At 71.8% G+C, this 21,727-nt stretch carries 19 protein-coding genes; 15 read left to right on the forward strand and 4 right to left on the reverse strand.

The genetic code is table 11. The annotated features are described in order from the left end of the window. Positions 1-58 precede the first annotated feature (58 nt). Positions 59-808, reverse strand: a complete 750-nt coding sequence (locus EUA94_RS22180; RefSeq protein ID WP_165356912.1) for an oxamate carbamoyltransferase subunit AllH family protein — start codon at positions 806-808, stop codon at positions 59-61. A 78-nt stretch (positions 809-886) separates the two neighbouring features. Between EUA94_RS22180 and EUA94_RS15195 the strand changes: the two genes are divergently transcribed. Continuing rightward, positions 887-2,146, forward strand: coding sequence for a PucR family transcriptional regulator (locus tag EUA94_RS15195; RefSeq protein WP_129427735.1), 1,260 nt, complete (start codon positions 887-889; stop codon positions 2,144-2,146). A 16-nt stretch (positions 2,147-2,162) separates the two neighbouring features. Here EUA94_RS15195 and EUA94_RS15200 read toward each other — a convergent pair whose 3' ends face one another. After that, complete coding sequence (locus tag EUA94_RS15200) at positions 2,163-2,555, reverse strand: hypothetical protein (protein ID WP_129427736.1); 393 nt, start codon at positions 2,553-2,555, stop codon at positions 2,163-2,165. Between the two features lie 128 nt (positions 2,556-2,683). Continuing rightward, positions 2,684-3,670: a GNAT family N-acetyltransferase gene (locus EUA94_RS22435; protein ID WP_207210569.1), complete on the reverse strand. Its 987-nt coding sequence runs from the start codon at positions 3,668-3,670 to the stop codon at positions 2,684-2,686. Positions 3,671-3,824: 154 nt separating this feature from the next. On the opposite strand from EUA94_RS22435, the gene EUA94_RS15215 reads away from it, so the two are divergent. The 12 genes from EUA94_RS15215 (at position 3,825) to EUA94_RS15270 (ending at position 19,037) form a co-directional block, all read left to right on the forward strand. Next, positions 3,825-5,342: a uracil-xanthine permease family protein gene (locus EUA94_RS15215; protein ID WP_129427737.1), complete on the forward strand. Its 1,518-nt coding sequence runs from the start codon at positions 3,825-3,827 to the stop codon at positions 5,340-5,342. A 3-nt stretch (positions 5,343-5,345) separates the two neighbouring features. Then, positions 5,346-6,200, forward strand: coding sequence for an FAD binding domain-containing protein (locus EUA94_RS15220; RefSeq protein ID WP_129427738.1), 855 nt, complete (start codon positions 5,346-5,348; stop codon positions 6,198-6,200). Further along, on the forward strand, positions 6,197-6,706 hold the full coding sequence (locus tag EUA94_RS15225) for a (2Fe-2S)-binding protein (RefSeq protein ID WP_129427739.1): 510 nt from the start codon (positions 6,197-6,199) through the stop codon (positions 6,704-6,706). The genes EUA94_RS15220 and EUA94_RS15225 overlap by 4 nt, the downstream gene beginning before the upstream one ends. Then, the gene (cutA, locus tag EUA94_RS15230; RefSeq protein WP_129427740.1) at positions 6,703-9,117 is read left to right on the forward strand and encodes an aerobic carbon-monoxide dehydrogenase large subunit; all 2,415 of its coding nucleotides are present in this window, start codon (positions 6,703-6,705) and stop codon (positions 9,115-9,117) included. Before EUA94_RS15225 ends, cutA begins: the two co-directional genes overlap by 4 nt. Then, positions 9,114-9,737 (forward strand): SRPBCC family protein, encoded by a 624-nt coding sequence (locus tag EUA94_RS15235; protein WP_129427741.1) that lies wholly within the window; start codon positions 9,114-9,116, stop codon positions 9,735-9,737. Before cutA ends, EUA94_RS15235 begins: the two co-directional genes overlap by 4 nt. Then, entirely contained in the window at positions 9,734-11,137 is a 1,404-nt protein-coding gene (locus EUA94_RS15240) for an amidase (protein ID WP_129427742.1), read from the forward strand. The genes EUA94_RS15235 and EUA94_RS15240 overlap by 4 nt, the downstream gene beginning before the upstream one ends. A 516-nt stretch (positions 11,138-11,653) precedes the next feature. Beyond that, positions 11,654-13,741 carry a hydantoinase/oxoprolinase family protein gene (locus EUA94_RS15245; protein WP_129427743.1) on the forward strand — a complete coding sequence of 696 codons (2,088 nt, stop codon included), beginning with the start codon at positions 11,654-11,656 and terminating at the stop codon, positions 13,739-13,741. Next, a complete protein-coding gene (locus EUA94_RS15250; RefSeq protein WP_129427744.1) occupies positions 13,738-15,720 on the forward strand; it encodes a hydantoinase B/oxoprolinase family protein in 1,983 nt (660 codons plus the stop codon). Before EUA94_RS15245 ends, EUA94_RS15250 begins: the two co-directional genes overlap by 4 nt. Before the next feature lies 1 nt (position 15,721). Continuing rightward, a complete protein-coding gene (locus EUA94_RS15255; protein WP_207210570.1) occupies positions 15,722-16,375 on the forward strand; it encodes an SDR family oxidoreductase in 654 nt (217 codons plus the stop codon). Positions 16,376-16,461: 86 nt separating this feature from the next. Continuing rightward, positions 16,462-17,787 (forward strand): lanthionine synthetase LanC family protein, encoded by a 1,326-nt coding sequence (locus EUA94_RS15260; RefSeq protein ID WP_207210571.1) that lies wholly within the window; start codon positions 16,462-16,464, stop codon positions 17,785-17,787. Further along, entirely contained in the window at positions 17,784-18,539 is a 756-nt protein-coding gene (locus tag EUA94_RS15265; protein ID WP_129427746.1) for a class I SAM-dependent methyltransferase, read from the forward strand. Before EUA94_RS15260 ends, EUA94_RS15265 begins: the two co-directional genes overlap by 4 nt. An 18-nt stretch (positions 18,540-18,557) precedes the next feature. Beyond that, positions 18,558-19,037, forward strand: a complete 480-nt coding sequence (locus tag EUA94_RS15270) for a group II truncated hemoglobin (protein WP_129427747.1) — start codon at positions 18,558-18,560, stop codon at positions 19,035-19,037. Here the strand turns inward: EUA94_RS15270 and EUA94_RS22750 are convergent. Beyond that, entirely contained in the window at positions 19,028-19,525 is a 498-nt protein-coding gene (locus EUA94_RS22750; protein ID WP_242494905.1) for a nucleoside/nucleotide kinase family protein, read from the reverse strand. The genes EUA94_RS15270 and EUA94_RS22750 overlap by 10 nt on opposite strands. A 91-nt stretch (positions 19,526-19,616) precedes the next feature. Between EUA94_RS22750 and EUA94_RS15280 the strand changes: the two genes are divergently transcribed. Further along, positions 19,617-20,552 (forward strand): carbamate kinase, encoded by a 936-nt coding sequence (locus EUA94_RS15280; protein ID WP_129427749.1) that lies wholly within the window; start codon positions 19,617-19,619, stop codon positions 20,550-20,552. 10 nt (positions 20,553-20,562) lie between these two features. Then, positions 20,563-21,669 (forward strand): barbiturase, encoded by a 1,107-nt coding sequence (bar, locus tag EUA94_RS15285; RefSeq protein WP_129427750.1) that lies wholly within the window; start codon positions 20,563-20,565, stop codon positions 21,667-21,669. Positions 21,670-21,727 lie beyond the last annotated feature (58 nt).

Consider the following 21,727-nt stretch of genomic DNA (forward strand, 5'->3'; position numbering starts at 1 on the left):
GTCCCCGCGGCGTTGTTCGGGGGAGCGGAGCGGAGGAGAAGAACGTCGTGGGGTGTGCTCATGCGGCGGCCCTTCCTGGGCGGTCGGTGGGCTGTTCGGTGGCGACGGAGGCGAGCGCGAGGGAGGCGCCGGCGAGGAGCCCGGCCCCCGATGTCGCGCCGACGGCCAGCAGCGCCGCGCGGGTGTCGCGGCACGGGTCGGCGAGCCAGTCGGCGAGCTGGGGGAACGCCTCGCCGTGCAGGGCGCAGTCGAGGAGCGTCGCGGAGAGAAGGGTGGTGACGCCGATGCGGCGGCGTACGGCCCCCGCGAGCACGGGGTCCGGGCGGCCGAGGGCGGCGCGGGTGGCGAGCCATCCGGCCAGCACGTCGTCGCCCAGGGGCGTCAGGCCCGGACCGCGGCCGATGAGCCGATCGAGGTGGGCGGTCGTGAGCCTGCCGTCGGCGGGCAGGTCCCAGCCCGAGGGCACCGCGAGAAGAGGTTCGATCCGCGGTGTCCCATGACGTCCGACGGTGGTGATCCGGGGATCGACGAGGCGACTGATCCGCACCTCGGTGCCGCCGATCGTGAGGGCCCCGTAGCCGACGGTCACCGGCTGGCCCGCGAGGTCGCCCAGATCGGGCAGCGTCGACCACAGGGCGCACGGCACCCGGCTCGCCGTCGCGGAGACCAGCCCGAGGGCAAGGCCGTCGAGGTCGACGTAGATCGCCGTCGCGCTCGCGTGCAGCACCGGCCTCGGGCCGGGCGCTGCCTCGGCCAGCCGCTGCCGCACTCGGGTCGGCGCGGCCACCGGGATCTGGCGGGGGATCACTCCCCAGACGGTATCGGCCCGTGACACACTCGCGAATGTCACATCTTGTTGGAGCAAGGGGCAGAAGTGGGCCAAGACTTGATAAGCGACCCCGAGGCGGTCGCCGCGCTGGAGCGTGCCGATGCACTCCACACCGCGCTCACCCACATCGTGCTCGAGGGCGGCGACCTGGCCGCGATCGCCGAGGCGGTGGGCGACGCGCTCGGCTGCGGTGTCGTCTTCACCTCGACCGACGGCCGCGAGCGGGCGGCCCACCTCGACGAGGCCCAGCGCGCGGCGCTCGCGGACGCCCACCTGCTCGACCCGAGCGGTCGGCTGCGGGTCGAGCGGATCGATCCCGACGGCACCCCGGTCGGCAAGGGGGAGGCGCTCCTGCGCCGGGTGGTGGCCGCAGGCGTCGACCTCGCGCGGCTCGTGGCGCTGCGACCCGACGGCACGATCCACTCCTCCGACGCCCAGGCGCTCGAGCGCGCGGCGATCGTGGCCGCGCTGCTGGTGACGCGCCAGGAGGCGATCACGGCGGTGGAGAACAAGTACCGCGGCGACTTCCTGCGCGACGTGTTCCTCGGTCGCGCCGGCGAGGGGGCGTACGTCGCCGAGCACGCGCAGGCCTTCGGATGGCAGCTGGACCGCCCCGTGATGGTGGTGGTCGCGGTGCTCGACCCCGACGCGATCGCCGCCCTGGCCCCGGGCCCTGAGGAGCGGCGCGCCTGGCAGGACCGCTTCGCCAACGCCTGGCGACAGGTGTCCGCGACCGTCGACGAGAGCATCGCGTCGGTCGCCTTCAGCCAGGAGGTCGTCACCCTCGTCCCGGTCGACCCCGACGCGAGCGCCGCGGCCGGCCACGCGGCGGTCGACCGGATCACGGCGGCCGTACGCGGTGACCGCGGCGGCGGCCGGATCGCGTTCTCCGCCGGGGTGAGCCGCGTCGCCGGCGACCTCGGCCAGCTGCCCGAGGCCTTCCGGCAGGCTCAGCGCGCCGTCGAGATCGGCCGCCGCGTCCACGGCGGCGGGTCGATCACCCGCTTCGACCAGCTCGGCCTCCACCGGCTGCTGGCCCTGGTGCCCGACCCTGCCGAGCTGACGTCGTTCGCCTCCGACGTGCTCGGCCCGCTCGCCGAGCGCACGCCCGAGGCAGCCGACCTGCGCGAGACGCTGCAGGTGCTGCTCGACACGAACTTCAACGTCGCCGAGGCCGCCCGCGCCCAGTTCTTCCACTACAACACGATGCGCTACCGCGTCGGCAAGCTGCAGCGGCTCCTCGGCCCCGTGGCCACCGACCCGCACCTGCGTCTCGACGTCGCCGTCGCGCTGCGGGCGCTGGAGATCGTCGGCTGACCGGGACGAGGTCCGGTCAGGCGGGGACGGGTGCCTCGGTGGTCTCCGGGGTCTGGCAGGCGGTCAGCCGCTCGGTGGCCTTGGCGAGGCGCTGCTGCTGCGCGCGCTTGGTCACCTTGGTCTCGGTGGTGGCCTTGCGGGCGGCGGCGAGGGCCTTGCGGGCGGCGGCCTTCTCCTGGCCGGCGGACGCCTCGACGACGTCCTCCTTCGCCGTCTCGACGCGCTCCTGCTGGCGCGCGAACACGGCCGTGACGCGGGCGAGGGCTTCGCTGGCCTTGTCGACCTTGGCCTGTTGCTGGGCGCACGGGTCGCTCGGCGGGACCTCGTCGGCGTGGGCGGCGGCACCGAGGCCGGCCAGGGTGATCGCTGCGGTCGCGGTGAGACCGGCGAGGCGGACGGAGAGCGGCATGATGGGGATCCTCACGGTTCCGGCACGGCTCCCTCGCCGTGCCTCGTCAGAACCTTCAGCGCCGTGGCGAGCCCGCCCGTTACGCTCAAATGCGGAATATCTTCGACAGATCTAGACCATGCCTTGATCTATTGCTGAGCCGTCAGCCGCTTGTCGTAGAAGACCCGGGTGAAGCCGCGCTCGGTGGTGCGGTGGGTCTCGACCCAGCCGGTGCGCTCGTAGAGCCGCTGGTTCTCGACCATGGTCACGTGGGTGAAGAGCCGGATCCGGGTCTGACCGGCGGCCCGGGCTCGCCGCTCGGCCAGCTCCAGCAACGATCGTCCGACGCCCAGGCCGTGGTGCGACGGCAGCACCGCGACGTTGTCCAGCAGCATCCCGTCCGGCTCCGCGACGAGGACGACGAAGCCGACGACCTCCCCGGCGCGCTCGACCACCCAGGCCTCGGCGTCCGCGACCGCCGCGGCGTAGTCGGCGTCCATCGGGCCGGGGCGCAGGCCCTCCATCCGCTCGAGGTAGGGGGCGTACGCCTCCTCGGCGACGTACGCGAGGCGCGGCGCGTCGGCGGCTGTGGCGCGCCGGAGAGCCGGCTGCCGGACGCCGAACCACTGCTCGGCCCCGAACTCCTCGAAGCGGGCGACCTCGGTGAAGCCGAGCCGCCCGGCGAGGGCGAGCGACCTCGTGTTGGCGCCCTGGGTGCAGAGGACGACGGGCTCGCCGATCACCTCGTCGGCCCACGCGAGCACGGCGGTGGCGGCCTCGGTGGCGTAGCCGTGGCCCCAGGCGGACACCGGCGTGACGTAGCTGAGCTCGAGGTCGACGCCGCCCGCCTCGGCGCTGCCCGGGCGGTCGGGGTCGCGCCGGCCCAGGCCGACCCACCCGACGAAGTCGCCGTCGTGCTCGACGACGAACTGGCCGGGGCGGTCGGCGGGCACAGTGGGCAGCTTCGCGTCGAGGTCGGCACGGTCGCGGCCGCCGCCGAGGTGGTGGTTGACCTCGTCGTCCGATCCGAGGTCGAGGAACGCCTCCCGGTGGCGGGCCTCGGGCGGACGCAGGACCAGGCGCGGCGTACGGATCGGGGCGACCGGCCAGACGTCCACGGTGAGGGGCGCAGCCATGTGCAGCATCCTACGGATGGGCCCGCCCCGCAGAAGAACTTGTCATCGCCCTCGGCGTTCCTTCGGCAGATCCTGCCAGTGAGGGTGTGAGATGTGGCGCACTAGTTTGTGGCTTCTCGGGTACACCACCCCTGCGAAATCTGGAGGCCTGAAGATGTCGATGTTCAAGTGGGACGTGGTCGATCCCGCGCCCGGCGAGGCAGTGGCTCCGCACCAGCGCCTGGCCTGGGGCAAGACGATCGGCCTGGGAGCCCAGCACGTCGTCGCGATGTTCGGTGCGACGTTCGTGTTCCCCCTGATCATGGGCCTGAACGCCAACCTCGCGATCATGATGAGCGGCATCGCGACGATCTGCTTCCTGCTGATCGTCAAGGGCAAGGTCCCGAGCTACCTCGGCACCAGTGCGTCGTTCGTCGGCGCCGCCACCGCCATCTACGCCTACAGCGGCGAGGGCGGTCCGGGTGGACCGTCCGACGTCACCGGCGCGATCCTCGTCGCCGGTGTCGTGCTTGCGCTGGTCGGCGTGGTCATCCACGTCCTTGGTGCCGACGCGGTCAACAAGGTGCTGCCGCCCGTCGTGACGGGCGCCGTCGTGATGCTGATTGGCTTCAACCTCGCGCCGGTCGCCACCAAGACCTACATGCCGTCCGACCCGTGGGTCGCGATCATCACCATGCTGGCCGTGGTCCTGATGGCCGTCGGCCTGCGCGGATTCTTCGGCCGCATCGCCGTCTTCCTCGGCCTGATCTTCGGCTACGTCCTCTCGTGGGTCGTCGACCTCATCTGGGGCCAGACCTCCCTGCCCCTGCCCGGCAACCCCGAGCCCGGCCCGCACGACCGGGTCAACTGGTCGTCGGTCAGTGGCGCCGACTGGTTCGGCTTCCCGAGCCAGACCAAGGACGGCCTCATCGGCAACCAGGCCTTCACGCCCGGCTACGCCGACGTGGGCTGGCACCTGCCGAGCTTCTCCATCGCGTTCATCCTGCTGGCCCTGCCGGCCGTGATCGCGCTGGTCGCCGAGAACCTCGGCCACGTCAAGGCCGTCGCCGAGATGACCAAGGTCGACCTCGACCCGGTCATGGGTCGCGCGGTCGCTGCCGACGGCATCGCCACTGTCATCACTTCCACCGTCGGTGGCTCGCCCACCACGACGTACGCCGAGAACATCGGGGTCATGGCCGCGACGCGGGTCTACTCCACGGCGGCGTACTTCGTCGCCGCCGGTGTGGCGATCCTGCTCGGCCTGGTGCCGAAGTTCGGCGCGATCGTCAACGCCACTCCGCCGGCCGTCCTGGGCGGCATCACGTTGGTGCTCTACGGCATGATCGGTCTCCTGGGAGCCAAGATCTGGAAGGAGAACGGTGTCGACTTCGGCCGCCCGATCAACCTCGTCCCGATCTCCGCGGGCATCATCCTCGCGATCGGCGACGGCGCCCTGAAGGTCACCGACGACTTCATCCTCAGCGGCATCGCGCTCGGCACGATCGTGGCCGTCGGCGGCTACCACCTGGCCCGCGCGGTGGCTCCGGCCTCCGAGCGTGACCAGGGGACGATGCTGTCCGTCGGCACGCAGGGCGTGCACGCCGAGGACCACGCCGCCGGGCACGCCCACCACCACACGCACGACGACGGTCACGACCACGACCACCCGCACACCGACGAGACGAAGTAGCCCGTGAAGCCAGCACCCTTCGCCTTCCTGCGCCCCGCCGCCCTCGAGGAAGCCCTCGCGGCCCTCGCGCGGGAGCCGGGGGCGAAGGTGCTGGCCGGCGGTCAGTCACTGGTCCCGCTGCTCTCGATGCGGCTCGCCGCACCGTCGATGCTCGTCGACATCAATGCCCTGCCGGACCTCGGTCACGTCTCGGTCGACGCGGCCGGCGTCCGCATCGGGGCGCTCGCACGGCACGCCCACGTGCTCGCGTCCGCCGAGGCGGCGGAGGTCCAGCCGCTCCTCGCGATGGCGCTCTCGCACGTGGCGCACCCGACGATCCGCAACCGCGGCACCACCGTCGGCTCGCTGGTGCACGCCGACGCCGCGGCAGAGATGCCGATGGTGCTGCGACTCCTGGAGGGATCCGTGGACGTCGCGTCGGTGCGCGGTCGTCGTACGGTCCCGGCGGCCGAGCTGTTCGCCGGTCCCCTCGAGTCGACCCTCGCGCACGACGAGATCGCCGTGGAGGCGTTCTTCCCGGCCCTGCCCGCGGGAGCCGGTGTCGCGTTCGCCGAGATCGCCCGCCGCCACGGCGACTACGCCCTCGTCGGGGTCGCCGCGATGGTGGAGACCGAGGGCGGGGAGGTCGTCCGCGCCCGGCTCGGCTACGTCTCGGTGAGCGACGTGCCCGTCGTCGTCGACGTCACCGACGCGCTCGACGACCCGGCAGGCAAGGCGCTCGCCGACCTCGAGCCCGCCGAGGACATCCACGCCACCGCGGCCTACCGTGCCCACCTGGTCAAGGTGCTCACCCCCCGCGTCCTGGCCGACGCCATCCACCACGCGCGCCAGAAGACGGCACAGAGGAAGAAGTCATGAGCGAGCAGCTCCACGACGTCCGGCTGCACGTCAACGGCTCCGTGCACGAGGTGCAGGTGCCCGCGAGGCGGCTGCTCTCCGACGCACTGCGTCACGACTGCGGACTCACCGGCACGCACGTCGGCTGCGAGCACGGCGTCTGCGGGGCGTGCACCGTGCTCGTCGACGGGGCGCCGGTGCGCTCGTGCCTGATGTTCGCCGTCTCCGCGGTCGACGCCGAGATCACCACCGTCGAGGGCCTCACCGAGTCGGACGGCACCGCGCAGGGGCGGCTGAGCCCGGTCCAGCAGGGGTTCATGGACTGCCACGGCCTCCAGTGCGGGTTCTGCACGCCGGGCTTCCTGACCACGATCACCGCCGGACTGCGCGAGAACCCCGACCCGACCGAGGACGAGGCGCGCGACATGATCGCCGGCAACCTCTGCCGCTGCACCGGATACCAGAACATCGTGAAGTCGGTGCTGCGCGCGGCCGAGATCGAGCGGGAGCGAGGTGGCGACCAGTGACCACGAAGCTCTTCGGCACCAAGGTCCCGCGCGTCGAGGACCAGCGCTTCCTGCGCGGACAGGGCCGCTACGTCGACGACCTGCTCACCGACGACCCGCGGCTGCTGCACGCGGCCGTGCTGCGCTCGCCGCACGCCCACGCGCGGATCACCGACATCGACGTCGCCGACGTGCTCGACGTGGAGGGCGTGCTGGCCGTCTGGACGTACGACGACCTCGTCGACGCTATGGCCGAGCCGCTGCCGCTGCTCATCCCGCACCCGACCCTCACCCACGGCCGTACGCAGTACGCACTGGCCAAGGACGAGGTGAACTACGTCGGCGAGGCGATCGCCTTCGTGGTCGCGGTGGACCGCTACGTCGCGGAGGACGCGGTGGCGCGGATCCGCGTCTCGTACGACTACCTCCAGCCGGTGGTCGGCATCGCTGCCGCGCGCGCGGCCGACCGCCTCGTCCACGACGACGTACCCGGCAACGTCGGCGCGCGGATGGAGCAGGAGAACGGCGATGCGCGCGCCGCCATCGCCGACGCCCCGCACACCCTGACCCTCGAGCTCGACGTCGAGCGCTCGGCCTGCACGCCGATGGAGGGCCGCGGCACCGTCGCCCGCTGGGACCCCGACACCTCCCGCCTCACCGTGTGGTCGTCGACGCAGACCTCGACCGGCGTACGCGGCTGCGTGGCCGCCAAGCTCGGCCTCGACCTCGCCAAGGTCGACGTGATCACCCCCGACGTCGGCGGCGGCTTCGGCGTGAAGATCAACCACCCGTGGCCCGAGGAGCTGCTCGTCCCGCTGGCGGCGATGACGCTGGGCCGCCCGGTGAAGTTCACCGAGGACCGGCGCGAGCACTTCATCTCGTCGGCCCACGAGCGGGCGCAGGTGCACCACGTCGAGGTCGGCTTCGACGACGACGGCCGCGTGCTCGGCCTCAACGTCGAGTTCTGGCACGACCACGGCGCGTACACGCCGTACGGGCTGATCGTCCCGATCATCACCTCGACGCAGCTGCTGGGCCCCTACAAGCCCCTCAACTACCGCGTCGTCTTCGAGTCGCTCTACACCAACACCGTCATCGTCACGCCCTACCGCGGCGCCGGGCGGCCGCAGGGCTGCTTCGTGATGGAGCGGACGATGGACGCGATCTCGGCGTACCTCGGCAAGGACCGCACCGAGGTCCGCAGCACCAACTTCATCCAGCCCGACGAGTTCCCCTACGAGCACGGGCTCGTCTTCCAGGACGGCCGTCCGCTGACGTACGACTCGGGCGACTACCCGGCCTCGCTGGCGAAGCTCAAGGCGCTGGTCGGCTGGGACGAGTTCGAGGACTTCCGCGCCGAGATGGCGGAGCAGGGTCGCCGGGTCGGCATCGGCCTCGCGTGCTACGTCGAGGGCACCGGCGTCGGGCCCTACGAGGGCGCGCACGTCCACATCGAGACGTCCGGCAAGGTCAAGGTCGCGACCGGTCTCACCACCCAGGGCCAGGGCCACCAGACGGCGTTCGCGCAGATCGTCGCCGACACCCTCGGCGTGCGGTTCGAGGACGTCGAGATCACCACCGGCGACACCCGCAAGATGCCGTACGCGGTGGGCACCTTCGCGTCCCGCGCGGCCGTGATGAGCGGCTCCGCGATCCACCTCGCCTCGCTGCGCGCCCGGGAGAAGGCGCTGCGGATCGCGGCCGAGGCGCTCGAGGCGTCGGAGGACGACCTCGAGATCGCGGACGGCGTCGTCACGGTGCGCGGCACCGATGCGTCGATCGACCTCGGCACCGTCGCGGTTCTCTCCAACCCGCTGCGCTACGCCTTCGACGAGGCGTCCAAGGCCGCGACCCAGTTCTCGGTCGGTGACCCCGGCAAGCCGCCGGTCGCCGAGGACGACGAGCCGGGCCTGGAGGGCAAGGACTTCTACTCGCCCGAGCGCTCGACCTTCGCCAACGGCATGCACGCGGTGATCGTGGAGACCGACCCCGACACGGCCGAGATCACGATCCTCAAGTACGCCGTCGTCCACGACTGCGGCCACCTGATCAACCCGATGATCGTCGAGGGCCAGATCCACGGCGGTGTCGCGCAGGGAGTCGGCGGGGCGCTCTACGAGCGGATGGCGTACGACGAGTCGGGGCAGCTGCTCAACGCGTCGTTCATGGACTTCCTCATGCCCTACGTCACCGAGGTCCCGAAGACCATCGACATCGACCACCTCGAGACGCCGTCGCCGCTCAACCCGCTCGGCATCAAGGGCGCCGGCGAGGCCGGGGTGATCCCGTCGGCCGCCGTCTTCGCGGCCGCCATCGAGGACGCCGAGGGCTTCCCGATCACCGCCATGCCGATCTCACCGTCGGAGCTCTTCGCCCTGCGCCTCGAGCACGCCGACGTACCCGCTGAAGCCATTGCTGAGGAGACCCGATGAAGTTCACCGGCGAGAACGTCCTGGCCGCCCCCGTCGAGCAGGCGTGGGACGCGCTGCTCGACCCGGCTGTCCTGGTCCGCACCATCCCGGGCTGCGAGCGGCTGGAGGCGACGGGCGAGAACGCCTACGCGATGACCGTGACCGCGGGCGTCGCCTCGATCAAGGGGACGTACGCCGGCTCCTGCGAGCTGCGTGACCTCGTCGAGCACGAGTCGCTGGTGATGAAGCTCGACGGCGCGGGTGCCCCCGGCACGATCGGCGCCACGGTCAACGTCCGCTTCTCGCCCGAGGGCTCGTCGACGCGGGTGTCGTACGACGCCGACGCGGTCGTCGGCGGGATGATCGGCGGCGTCGGGCAGCGAATGCTCACCTCGGTCTCGCGCCGGATGGCGGGGGAGTTCTTCGGCAACGTCGACGCGGCGATCGCCGGCGGTCCGGCCGTCCCCGCCGCGCCGGTTGCTGCTGCCGGTGAGGCTCCGGCCGTCGGCCAGGTCTTCACTGTCCCTGCCCCGGTTGCTGCCGCCGGCTCGCGCCAGGAGTTCCTCACCGGCGTGGCCGTGGGTGCGGGCCTGGTGCTCGCCGGGGTGATCGTCGGCGGGATCTTCGGCCGTCGGCGATGAGCGGCCTGACGGTCGACTCGACCGCGCGCGCCCAGGCCGCCGCCGTACGGTCGGGTGAGATCTCGGCGGCCGAGCTGCTCGAGCTGCACCTCGACCGGATCGAGGAGCGCAACCCCGAGCTCAACGCGATCGTGTCGCTCGACGCCGAGCGCGCCCGGGCTGCGGCCGCGGTCGCCGACCAGGCCCAGGCCTCGGGAGAGGAGCTCGGCCCGCTGCACGGCCTGCCGTTCGCGGTGAAGGACACCCACGCGCTCGCCGGGTGGCGGACGACGTACGGCTCACCGATCTTCGCCGAGTCGGTCGCCGACCGCGACGACCTGCTGGTCGAGCGGATCCGTCATGCGGGTGCGGTGTTCGTCGGCAAGACCAACGTGCCGGAGTTCGCGGCCGGGTCGCACACCTTCAACACGGTCTTCGGCGTGACCCGCAACCCGGTCGACCCCACGCGGTCCGCCGGCGGGTCCAGCGGGGGAGCGGCCTGTGCCCTGGCCTCCGGGATGGTGCCGCTCGCCGAGGGCTCCGACATGGGCGGCTCGCTGCGCAACCCCGCGTCGTTCTGCGGGGTGGTGGGCATGCGGCCGTCGCTCGGCCGGGTGCCGGAGTGGCCGCTCTACAACCAGTGGGAGTCGACGTCGGTCGGCGGGCCGATGGCGCGCAACGTCGGCGACCTCGCGCTGCTCCTCTCCGTCATCGCCGGGCCCGACCCGCGCGCCCCGCAGGCGCTCGGCGACCCCGGCTCGTCCTTCGCGCCGCCGCTCCACCCGGCCTCGCTCGCCGGGCTGCGGGTGGCGTGCTCGGTCGACCTCAGCGGCGCGCTCGTGGTCGACCACGAGGTAGCAGCCGTCGTACGCGCGAGCGCGACGCGGTTGTCCGACGCGGGTGCGGCGGTCGTCGAGACGGCACCGGACCTGTCCCTGGCCGACGACACCTTCCGCACGCTGCGGGCGTGGCACTTCCAGGCCAAGCTCGGGCGTTTGCTTGCCGAGCACCCGACCTTGTTCAAGCCGTCGCTCGAGGCCAACATCCGGGCCGGTGAGTCGCTGACCGGCGCCGACGTGGCCAGGGCGTACGCCCAGCGGACCGCACTGTCCGAGACGATGCGGCTCTTCTTCGGCGACCACGACGTGCTGCTGCTGCCGACCTCGCAGGTCCCGCCGTTCCCGGTCGAGCAAGAGTTCCCGGAGACGATCAACGGCCAGGAGATGCCCGACTACCTGGCCTGGATGCGCTCGGCGTACTTCATCACCGTCACCGGCTGCCCCGCGATCTCGATCCCGGCCGGCCGCACCTCCGACGGCCTGCCGGTCGGGATCCAGTTGGTCGCCCGCCACGGCGCCGACCGCCGGCTCCTCGAGGTCGCGGCGGCCGTCGAGGCCCTCCTCGCCTCGTCCACACCCTGACCTGATCCTCCCGGACTACCGGGGGAGGGGTGTGCATGAACCTGTGGACTGAGGTGTGCACAACGGCGGCTTTCCTGGGGATGACGGCGGCCTGCTTGGGGACGACGCGCCGGAACCCGAAGTATGTGGCGAATCCTTGCCGAAAGCCCTTGTGCAGCCCGTCTGCGAGGGCATAGAACTCTCCCTACGCAGCCCGCAAGGGAGGCGGGATGGCTCCGGATGGAGGATCCGTACGACGCCCGACCAGCTTGCTGGGGAGGAGTCGCAGACACCGGGTGATGCGGTGACTGGGATCGGAAGACCAGAGCAATCGATCGGAATCATCACCACGACCGATCACCCCGATGACCTGGACGCTTCGGCGACCTGGACATCAACCGAAGGGCCCTTGGCACTCATACTGCCGAGGGCCCTTCGTCTGTTGTGGGGGCATGACATGAATTGCCGAAGGTCCGGCGGTTCGTCGGCAAGCTCTGCCGTGGTCGCCGCGGCGCCGGGATCGGTTGAATCATCCCCATGGCTGAGCAGCGGCGGATCAGGATCGGCATCGACACCGGCGGCACGTTCACCGACGTCGTGGCGTTCGACGAGGACTCGGGCGAGCTGGTCACGACCAAGACGCCGAGCACGCCGGGCAACCCGGCCGACGGGTTCATCGCCGGGATCGAGAAGATCCTTGGCATCGTCGGGGCCGAGGGGCGCGACATCACGGCCGTTTCGCACGGCACCACCGTCGCTACCAACAAGCTGCTCGAGGGCAAGGTCGAGGCGCTCGGGTTCATCACCACCGAGGGCTACGAGTTCATGCTCGAGATCGCCCGCCAGTCGGTGCCCGACGGCTACGGCAACTCCTACTTCTGGGTCAAGCCCGACCGCATCGTGCCTGCCGACCGGGTGCGTACGGTCGGGGGCAGGCTCGACTTCACCGGCGCCGAGATCCGCCCGTTCGACGAGGATGCGGCCGTCGCCGCTGCGCGCTGGTTCAAGGCGCAGGGGATCGCCACGATCGGTGTCTGCTTCCTGCACTCGTACGCCAACGACGCCCACGAGCTCCGGATGCGGGAGATCCTGCGGCGCGAGCACCCCGACGCGATCGTCTCGATCTCGAGCGAGGTGCTCCGCGAGTACCGCGAGTACGAGCGCGCGATGACCACGCTGGTCGACGCGGCCGTGAAGCCCAACGTCAGCCGCTACGTCACCAACATCTCCGAGCGGCTGCTCAACTTCACCGGCAACGTGATCCCGTTCTACGTGATGAAGTCCAACGGCGGCGTGCTGTCGGCCGACGAGGTCGTCCACCAGCCCATCACCACCGTGCTGTCCGGACCGGCCGCCGGCGCCCTGGGCGCCGCGCTGATCGCCAAGGTCGCCGGCTTCCCGCGGATCCTCACCTGCGACGGCGGGGGTACGTCGACCGACGTGTCGGTCGTGCTCGACGGAGAGCCGACGCTCACCACCGAGGGCACCGTCGGTGCCTATCCGAGCAAGATCCCGATGATCGACGTCGTCACCGTCGGCGCGGGCGGCGGATCGATCGCCTGGCTGTCGCCCGAGGGCACCCTCAAGGTCGGGCCCCACTCGGCCGGCGCCGACCCCGGCCCGCTCTGCTACGCCAAGGGCGGCACGCAGCCGACCATCACCGACGCCCACGTCACCCTCGGCCGGATCCCACCGCACCTGCTCGGCGGCGAGATCCCGCTCGACGTCGAGGCGGCCCGCCAGGGCATCGCCGACCTCGCCGACCAGCTCGGCCTCGACTTCGAGCGGTGCGCCACCGGCATCCTCGAGATCTCCGCGTGGAACCAGGCCAATGCCCTGCGGCAGGTCTCGGTCAAGCGCGGCCTCGACGTCCGCGACTTCATGTTGACCACCTTCGGCGGCTCCGGCTCGCTGCTGGCCTGCCGCCTCGTCGACATCCTCGACCTCGCCGGCGTCGTCGTCCCCCCCCACCCGGGCAACGTCAGCGCCTTCGGCCTGCTGACCGTCGACGTGAAGAACGACTACGTCCAGACCCACGTCGCCAAGGAGTCGGTGCTCGACCACGCGGCGGTCCAGGCGATCCTCGACGACCTCACCGACCGGGCCCGCGAGGCGCTCGACAAGGAGGGCTTCACCGCCGAGCAGCACCAGTTCCAGCGCACCATCGACGTCCGCTACGTCGGACAGGCCTACGAGGTGAGCGTGCCGGCACCGGTCGCCAAGGACGGGCAGAGCGTCGACGGGGCGTACGTCGAGCAGGTGGCGGACACCTTCCACGCCGCGCACCGCCAGCTCTACGGCTACGACTTCCGCGGCGACCCGACCCAGCAGGTCGAGTGGGTCAACCTCCGCGTCACCGGCATCGGTCCGATCACGCGGCCGGAGATCCCCACCCTGGGACCTGCGGGACCTCACTCGACCACCGAGCGCAAGGTCTGCTTCGACGCGGACCAGGGCTACGTCGACACCCCGGTCATCTGGCGCGGCGACCTCGGCGCGGGCGACACCTTCACCGGCCCCGCCATCGTCGAGGAGTTCGGCTCCACCATCCCGGTCCACCCCGGCTTCGAGGTCGTGGTCGACGACTGGGCCAACCTCGTGATCCGAAAGGTGGCTGCGTCATGAGCGCCGTCGATCCCGCGTACGTCACCGCGAAGCCCGTCAACCCGGCCGGCCTTCCCACGTCGTACGAGCATGGTGGCCGGCTGACGGCCGAGGGCTCCGCCGTCGACCCGATCCTCGTCGAGATCGTCCAGGGCACCCTGGCGAGCGTCGAGATGGAGGTCGAGACCGCCATCGGGCGCACCAGCCGCTCGCCGATGATCCGCGACGCGCACGACTTCCGCGCCGGCATCCACGACCGCCAGCTGCGCAAGCTCACCGGTCGCTCGTACAGCGCCCTGGTGCACCCGATCGTGCGCGACTACCCGATCGCCGAGATGGTCGAGGGCGACGTCTTCTTCCACAACGACGTCTACGAGTCCGAGGGCGGCATCGGCCACCTGCCTGACCTCTGCGTCACCGTCCCGGTCTTCCACCAGGGCGAGGTCGTCGCCTTCGTGCAGGCCTTCGGCCACCACGACGACATCGGCGGCGCGGTGCCGGGCTCGATGCCCAGCAACGCAACCACGGTGTACGAGGAGGGACTCGCCGTCCCGCCCATCAAGCTCTGGGACGCCGGCGTGCCCAACAGGTCGGCACTGCGGATCATGACGCGCAACTCGCGGATGCCCGACAGCCTCGCGGCCGACCTCGACGCCGAGTGCTCGGCCTGCCTGATGGGGGCGCGTCGGCTCGGGGAACTCTTCGACCGCTACGGCCGCGAGTCGATCGAGACGGCGTTCGACGCGATCCTCGACACGACGACCGAGACCTACCGCCGCGAGATCCTGTCCAAGATCCCCGACGGCACGTACGTCTGGGAGGACTACGCCGAGCACGACGGCGTCGACGAGCCGCAGCTGCACACGCAGCGGATCACCCTGACCAAGGTCAGCGACGCCCCGGCGGACCCGGAGAACGGCCGTCCCGCGGGACCGCGGCTGATCATCGACTTCACCGGCACGAGCAAGCAGGCCAGGGGGCCGATCAACCACTGCGGCGACTACGTCGGCGGCAACTTCCTCAAGAAGTGGCTCGCGCCGATCCTGCGCAACCTCGCCGACACCCCGGAGCGGATGGCCGAGCTCGACGTCAACGAGGGCATCGTGCCGCTGATCGAGATGCGCTTCCCCGAGAAGGGCACGCTCCTCACGCCGATCCACCCCGGCCCGACCAACGCCCGTACGTTCGTGATCCTGCGGCTGCTCGGCGTGCTCGCCGGCGTCGTGGCGAAGGCCGTCGACGGCAAGATGCCGGCCGACCAGGAGACGATCCGCTACACCGGCGTCTACGGCAAGGACCTCGACGGCAACGACTACCTCATGCGCGAGGTGCTCGGCGGCGGCTCGGGCGGTCGCTACTACGCCGACGGCGAGGACACCATCCACGTCGTCCCCGACTCGCGCAACCTGCCGACCGAGTTCACCGAGTCGCGCTTCCCGTTCATCGTCGAGCGGCTCGGGCTGGCGCAGGACTCCGGCGGCGCGGGGGAGTACCGCGGGGGCCTCGGCTACGAGAAGCAGATTCGGATGCTCAAGGACGCGCACTTCATGTCCATCGCCGACCGCTCGATCCTGGCCTGCTGGGGAGTGCGCGGCGGCAAGGCGGGCATGCCCTTCCAGGTCGTCATCGACCCGGGCGGTCCCGACGAGCGCGAGGTCGACGCCCTCGCCGATGCCGAGGAGATCAAGGCCGGCCAGGTCGTCCGGATCCGTACGACGGGTGGCGGCGGCTGGGGCGATCCGCTGGCCCGCGACCCGCAGAGCGTCGTGCGCGACGTGGTGTGGCGCAAGGTCTCGGCTGAGGCCGCGCTGCGCGACTACGGCGTCGTGCTGACGGGGTCGGCCGACGCGGGCGACCTCGGTTTCGACGAGGCCGCGACGGCCACCGAGCGCTCCGGCCGCGCGGCGTGGAGCCGAGAGGACGACGCCTTCTTCGACCGCGGTCCTGGCTACGCCTCGCTGGCCGACGGTGCGGCCTCCGCCGAGGTTGACCGGATCTGACGTGCGCGTCGCGGTCCTGGGTGGTCACGGCAAGACCGGTCGTGCCGTCTGCGCTGCACTCGACGACCCGGTGCCGCTGGGACGCGCGGACTGGCCGGACCTCGCCTCGGCCGTCGGCGGGTCCAAGGCGGCGTACGTCATCGCGCCCAACCTGCACCCCGACGAGCCGGCGTACGTCGACTCCGTCCTGCGCGCGCTGACCGAGGCTGGCGTCGGGCTCGTCGTCTACCACTCCGTCGCCTCGCCCTACATCCCCGCGATGCCGCACCACCTCGGCAAGGCAGTCAGCGAGGACCTCGTGCGGCGCTCCGGCCTCGACTGGACGATCCTCCAGCCGGGCGCCTACCTCCAGAACCTCGACCTGAGCGGGCCGATCGACCTGCCGTACTCACCCGACGTGCCCTTCGGCTTCCTCGACCTCGCCGACCTCGGCGCGGTCGCGGCGCTGGTGCTGACGGAGGACGGGCACGTCGGCGCGACGTACGAGCTCGCCTCCCGCGTCGCGACAGTGCGCGAGCTGGCTTCCGAGGCGGGGGTGGACGTGCGGCAGGTGCCGGACCCGGGCACCCATCCGTGGCTGACGGCGATGTTCGCCTACTACGACGACCACGGACTGCCGGTGGGCACGCGAGTGTTGGCCTCCCTCCTCGCCTGATCCCAGGACGTCATATGGACGGGGCCAGCGCCGACGCCGTCCGAATGACGTCGCGAGCGCGCATGACCGGGTGCCATGATCGGCGCGTGACGACCTCGGACACGTACGCCGACCTCGGCGAGGCCGCGTGGCGCTGGGTGCTCGACCAGGTCAGGTGGGACGACGACGGGCCCTGGATCCCCGAGTCGGTGCCGTACGACGGCGGGCCGCCGGAGGACCGCGACGGGATGCACAGCGGCATCGGCGGCCTCGCGCACGTGCTGGCGGAGGTCCGCGAGGCCCGTGCGTGGACGGACGAGGAGCAGCAACTCGCCGACGGGATCGCCGCGCGGATCCGCGCCAACCTCGCCACCACCACGGCGTACTCGTACTTCGACGGACTGGTCAGCGACCTAGGCGTCCTGTCGGCCCTGGAGGCGGACGGGTCGGAGCAGGCGATCGTCCGGTTGGCGGAGCTCGCCACGGACGACGGCTGGGAGCAGCCGTGGATGGAGTCCCCACCGTTCGCTCCGCACAGCCGGATCAACGACGCCACCCTCGGCACCGCGGGCAACCTGCTCGGTGCGGTGTGGGCGCACCGGCGCGGCATCCCGGGAGCCGAGGAACTCGCGACCAGGGCCGCGAGCATCCTGCTCGCCGAGGCCGAGCCGACGGATGCGGGCACCAACTGGCAGTTCGTGCCGCGGCGGTTCACCGCAGACGTCCCGCCCGCACGCCGCGACCGCGAGATGCCGAACTGGTCGCACGGCCTGGCGGGAATCGCGGCAGCCCTTGCGGTGGCGGGGACCGAGCTCGGACGCCCCGACCTCGTCGAGGCTGCGCGCAGCGGCGCCGAGCACCTGGTCACCCTGGGCGACACGGCACAGGGCGGGTTCGTGGTTCCGCACGTCATCCCGGACCAGGCCGGTGTCGACCACGTGACGTTCACCTGGTGCCACGGCCCGACCGGCACCTCGCTGCTCTTCACTGCGCTCGAGCACGCCGGCGTCGACGACGTCGCGGGGGAGACAACGGCGCAGTGGCACCGCCGTTGCCTGCAGAGCCTCCGCACGTCCGGCATCCCCGAGCGGCTGCACCCGGGTTTCTGGGACAACGACGGCCGCTGCTGCGGCACGGCCGGGGTCGGCGACGTGGTCCTCGACGCGTGGCAGCGGCGCGGTGAGGACGACGACCTCGCCTTCGCGCAGGTGCTCGGCGACGCGCTTGTCGAGCGGGCGGTCGTTGACGGCGACCGCGCCTGCTGGCGCTTCACCGAACACCGCAACGACGACCCGCTGCTTCCCCCGGGAGTCGGCTGGATGCAGGGCACCGCCGGCATCGCGGCCTACCTTCTGCGGCTGGGCCGGGTGCTGCACGAGGGGCGTACGACGCCTGCCGTCCCGCGCCTCGACACCTGGTGGAACCTGCCGTGACCGCGCGCGCCCTCACCTTCGGATCCGTCGCGGCGGCGTACGAGCGCTACCGGCCCGGCTACCCCGAGGACCTCGTCGACGGGGTGCTGGCGTACGCCGGGCGCCCCGTCGCGACGGCACTGGAGATCGGCGCGGGCACGGGCAAGGCGACCCGCGCGTTCGCCGCGCGCGGTCTGGACATCACCGCCTCCGAGCCGGACGCAGCGATGCTCGCCGAGCTGCGGAGGCGGGTGCCGGGAGTGGCCACCGTCCGGGCAACCTTCGAGGAGCTGCCGCTGACCACGACGTACGACCTGGTCTACGCCGCGGCCGCGCTGCACTGGACCCGGCCCGAGGGTCGGTGGGAGCGCATGGCCGCGCTGCTCGGTCCGGGTGGCGTCGTTGCGTCGTTCGGCTCGCCCCGGGACCTGGCGGATCCCGAGCTGGAGGAGGCCGTACGCGCCGCCCGCGCGCCCTGGCTCGCCGCCGACGACGTGCCACCACCCGACGGGACGCCCGAGGACTGCACGCTGCAGTGGCCGAGCACCGAGATGGCCGTCTCCGGCCTGTTCACCGATGTCACGCAGGTCGTGATCGAGCAGCGGACGACCGTGTCGGCGCGCGACTACGTCGGCCTCCTGTCGACCGTCTCGGCCTACCTCGAGCTCGAACCGGCCGACCGCGAGGCCGCCCTGGGCAGCGTGCTGGCCTCGCTGCCGCCGCGGGTGCACGTCGTCGGGGACATCAGGCTGCACCTCGCGCGCAAGGCGTGAGTGCGGTGGAATGGCCGCATGGCAGGAGTGGACGAACTGGGTTTGCCGACCCTGTACGAGTGGGCCGGCGGCATTGACCCGCTGCGCCGGATGATCGACTGCTTCTACGACCGGGTCGAGGCCGACGACGACCTGGCCGGCTTCTTTCCGGGTGGCGTCTCGGAGCACCACCGCGCCCACGTCGCGGACTGGTGGGCCGAGGTGCTCGGCGGGCCGCCGACGTACACCGAACGCCACGGCGGCTACGAGTCGATGCTCCGCCACCACCTGGGCCTCGCCATCACACCCGCGCAGCGGCACCGGTTCGCGGCCACGATGAGCCTCGCCGCCGACGACGCGGGCCTGCCCGCCGACCCGGAGTTCCGGGCCGCGGTCATCGGCTACCTCGAGTGGGGCACGCGACTGGCGATGGAGAACTCGCAGCCCGGCGCCGAGCCACCCGCGCAGGCACCCACGCCGCGCTGGGGCTGGGGCGTCGCGCCGCCCTATCAGGGTTGAACGCCCGCCAGCCGCAGGATCTCGTTGACGACGTCGGCCAGCGGACGGGTGGCGTCGATCGACGTGCCGGAGGCGGGGAGGTCCTCGCGGGTCGCGTGCACCCGGAGCACCAGCTCGCGCTCCTCGGGCCGGGCGCCGAACTCGTCCAAGGGGCGTGCGTCGAGCCGCTCGAGCAACGTGTCGCGGTCGACCTCGAGGAGAAAGACCTCGTCGAAGAGGTCGACGAAGGCGGCGTGGTTGCGCGAGCCTCCACAGAAGAACGTGACGGGCTCGCTCCGGTCGGCGGCCAGCTCGCGTACGCGGGCGACGTCCCAGACGTGGTGCTCGTGGTGGAAGCCGGGCAGCGGCTCGCCCGTGACCGGGTCGCCCTGGTAGGCCAGGACGCGGTCGCCGTGCACGACATGGTGCCCGCGCCGCTCGAGCTCGGTCGCCACCGTCGTCTTCCCGGCGGTCGAGACGCCCTCGACCAGGTAGTTGCGCACGCCCACCCGAGCAGTATCAAACATTGCCAGCGAAACCCCGCGTTGTTGGCTGATGGTGCCGTGGGGTCGGCGTGAGCGGCGACACTACGGTTGCGCCATGAGGGTCCTGCTCGCACTCGGTGGCAACGCCATGACGAACGCCGACGGGCGGGCGCGCCCGGAGGACCAGATCGCCGCGGCGGAGGTCGCGATGGCCGCGGTCGCGGGTCTCATCGAGCACGACCACGAGGTCGTCATCACCCACGGCAACGGGCCCCAGGTCGGCAACCTGCTGGTCAAGAACGAGCTCGCCGCGGCCGTCGTACCCCCCGTCCCGCTCGACTGGTGCGGCGCGCAGACGCAGGCCACCCTCGGCTTCGTGCTGATGGACGCCCTCGACCGCGAGCTCGCGCTGAGGGGCCTTGACCGCCGCAGCGCCGCGGTCGTCACCCGGACGCTGGTCGACGCCGACGACGAGGGCTTCACCACGCCGACCAAGCCGATCGGGCGCCACCTGCCCGAGGCCGAGGCGAAGCTCCTGATGGGCCATGGCGAGACCTGGGAGGACCGCGGCGAGAAGGGCTGGCGCCGCGTCGTCGCCTCGCCCGAGCCGCTGGAGATCCTCGACGCGCCCGCCGTGCTCGCGCTCATCGAGGCCGGCTTCGTCGTCGTCGCCAACGGTGGTGGCGGCATCCCGCACGTACGCCGTCCCGACGGGTCGCTCGCCGGTGTCGAGGCCGTGATCGACAAGGACCTCGGCGCCGCGCTGCTGGCCGAGACCACCGCCGCCGACGTGCTCGTCATCGCCACCGACGTCCCGAACGCCGTTATCCGCTGGGGCGAACCCGACGCCGAGCCGCTCGGCCGGCTGAGCGTCGAGGAGCTGCGCGCCCACGCCGCCGACGGTCACTTCGCGTCCGGCTCGATGGGCCCGAAGGTCGACGCCGTCTGCCGCTTCGTCGAGTCCACCGGCCGCACCGGCGTCATCACCAGCCTCGACCAGATCACCTCAGCCGTCGCCGGCGATGCCGGCACCGTCGTACGCCCCTCCTGAAAGGAACCCCATGCCCAGCGCCATCGAAGTCCGCAAGGTCCCCATCCACTCCGTCGCCGACGCCTCGGAGCTGACGAAGCTCATCGACGACGGTGTGATCGCGGCCGACCGCGTCTTCGCCATCATCGGCAAGACCGAGGGCAACGGCGGCGTCAACGACTACACGCGGATCATCGCGGACCGGGCGTTCCGCGAGGCGCTCGTCGCCAAGGGCGCCGACCCCGAGCAGGTCAAGGGCGTCCCGATCGTGTGGTCCGGCGGCACCGACGGCGTGATCAGCCCACACGCGACGATCTTCGCCACGACGGACGTCCCCGAGGACGACCCGTCGCGCGAGGAGATGCGGCTCACCGCCGGCTTCGCGATGAGCGAGCCCCTGCTGCCGGAGGAGATCGGCTACGTCGCGATGGTGGAGAAGGTCGCCGCCGGCGTGAAGGTCGCGATGGAGCGCGCCGGCATCACCGACCCCGCCGACGTGCACTACGTGCAGACCAAGACCCCGCTGCTCACCATCCACACGATCCGCGACGCCAAGTCGCGCGGCAAGAGCGTGTGGACCGAGCACACCCACGAGTCGATGGACCTCTCCAACGGCACCACCGGCCTCGGCATCGCCGTCGCCCTCGGCGAGATCGACATGCCCACCGACGCCGACGTGATGCACAACCGCGAGCTCTACTCGGCCGTCGCCTCGTGCTCCTCGGGCGTCGAGCTCGACGTGGCGCAGATCGTGGTCGTCGGCAACGCCAAGGGCGTCGGCGGCCGCTACCGCATCGGCCACTCCGTCATGAAGGACGCGCTGGACGCCGACGGCATCTGGGACGCGATCCGCTCGGCCGGCCTCGACCTGCCCGAGCGCCCGCGCACCAGCGACCTCGACGGCAAGCTGGTCAACGTCTTCCTCAAGTGCGAGGCCAGCCAGGACGGCATGGTCCGCGGGCGCCGCAACGCGATGCTCGACGACTCCGACGTGCACTGGCACCGCCAGATCAAGGCGTGCGTCGGCGGCGTCACTGCTGCCGTGACCGGCGACCCCGCCGTCTTCGTGTCGGTCTCCGCGGCCCACCAGGGCCCCGAGGGTGGCGGCCCGGTCGCCGCGATCGTCGACATGTCCTGATCTTCTCCACACCCCTCCGCGGGGCCGACGCCGCAGTGTCGGTCCCGCGTGATGGGGT

The sequence above is a fragment of the Nocardioides zhouii genome, assembly GCF_004137345.1.
GTDB classification, from domain to species: Bacteria; Actinomycetota; Actinomycetes; order Propionibacteriales; family Nocardioidaceae; genus Nocardioides; species Nocardioides zhouii.

Coding starts and splice junctions, on each gene's coding strand:
- EUA94_RS15215 (WP_129427737.1), top strand. CDS start 3,825: ATGTCGATGTTCAAGTGGGACGTGGTCGATCCCGCGCCCGGCGAGGCA.
- EUA94_RS15235 (WP_129427741.1), top strand. CDS start 9,114: ATGAAGTTCACCGGCGAGAACGTCCTGGCCGCCCCCGTCGAGCAGGCG.
- EUA94_RS15280 (WP_129427749.1), top strand. CDS start 19,617: ATGAGGGTCCTGCTCGCACTCGGTGGCAACGCCATGACGAACGCCGAC.
- EUA94_RS15250 (WP_129427744.1), top strand. CDS start 13,738: ATGAGCGCCGTCGATCCCGCGTACGTCACCGCGAAGCCCGTCAACCCG.
- EUA94_RS15225 (WP_129427739.1), top strand. CDS start 6,197: ATGAGCGAGCAGCTCCACGACGTCCGGCTGCACGTCAACGGCTCCGTG.
- EUA94_RS15245 (WP_129427743.1), top strand. CDS start 11,654: ATGGCTGAGCAGCGGCGGATCAGGATCGGCATCGACACCGGCGGCACG.
- bar (WP_129427750.1), top strand. CDS start 20,563: ATGCCCAGCGCCATCGAAGTCCGCAAGGTCCCCATCCACTCCGTCGCC.
- EUA94_RS15240 (WP_129427742.1), top strand. CDS start 9,734: ATGAGCGGCCTGACGGTCGACTCGACCGCGCGCGCCCAGGCCGCCGCC.
- EUA94_RS22435 (WP_207210569.1), bottom strand. CDS start 3,670: ATGGCTGCGCCCCTCACCGTGGACGTCTGGCCGGTCGCCCCGATCCGT.
- EUA94_RS15200 (WP_129427736.1), bottom strand. CDS start 2,555: ATGCCGCTCTCCGTCCGCCTCGCCGGTCTCACCGCGACCGCAGCGATC.
- EUA94_RS15270 (WP_129427747.1), top strand. CDS start 18,558: ATGGCAGGAGTGGACGAACTGGGTTTGCCGACCCTGTACGAGTGGGCC.